This is a genomic window from Rhodococcus sp. DMU2021 (assembly GCF_019641445.1).
Classification (GTDB): domain Bacteria; phylum Actinomycetota; class Actinomycetes; order Mycobacteriales; family Mycobacteriaceae; genus Rhodococcus; species Rhodococcus pyridinivorans.
Window position 1 is genome coordinate 1 of record NZ_JAIFKB010000100.1, and the last position, 731, is coordinate 731.

The window sequence follows — 731 nt, forward strand, 5'->3', positions numbered from 1 at the left end:
GAACTTCCACACACCTTCATCGCTGAGCAGTCCTGCCTGCTCTCCGCTTTCGCGGCTCAGGTGCTTGCGGGCGGTGGCGAACTGGATCTCCTTCTTCGCCTCGGTGGTCGGGTAATCGCCGTGCTGCGCCTTGTAGGCGCTGCACAGTTCTTCAACGTCGTGGACGTACTCCTGACTGTTCTGAAACCACGAAAACGCCCGTCCGAGGGCGGTGCTCTGGGACCAGTTCAGCTGCTCTTCGACTGATGCTCCGGGTCCGGGCTTGGTGTCCAAAGCGTTCGGAGTACGCGCTGCACCGAACACCGACCGCATCGCGGATTCGGTGACTTCGGTGCCGATCTCGACACCGACCTTTTCGGCCAGTTTCCCGCACCACACCCCCGGTGGCGTGCCCTTGGCCAGGTAGTAATCGACCGCATCGGGCTTGCGGGACTCGGTGGCGTCGCCCTTGGCGACATGCTTGGTGAGATAGACATAGCCGTCCCCAGCATTGAGCTTGTGGACGGTCATCACAGCGCCGATTATGCCATGTCGCACCTTTAGTGCATGAGGTGTGTAGAGATTCTTGGGGCGAACGGAGTTCGATCCAAGGTCTGACAGGACCTCGATGGTCCTGTCAGAGCAGCGGAGCTGCGTGTGTTAGGCACGTGAGCGTCATGGTTTGTCGGTGAGTGATCGGGTCTGGACGCCAGTCGAGTGTCTTCGGTTCCGGTCGTCGGTCTCCCCGCGAC

General features: G+C 61.0%; 1 protein-coding gene. It reads right to left on the reverse strand.

Annotation, left to right across the window (positions count from 1 at the left end):
• The coding region (locus K3M35_RS25835; protein ID WP_220667295.1) for a relaxase domain-containing protein at window positions 1–510 on the reverse strand (510 nt) is incomplete at its 3' end.
• Window positions 511–731: the final 221 nt, after the last annotated feature.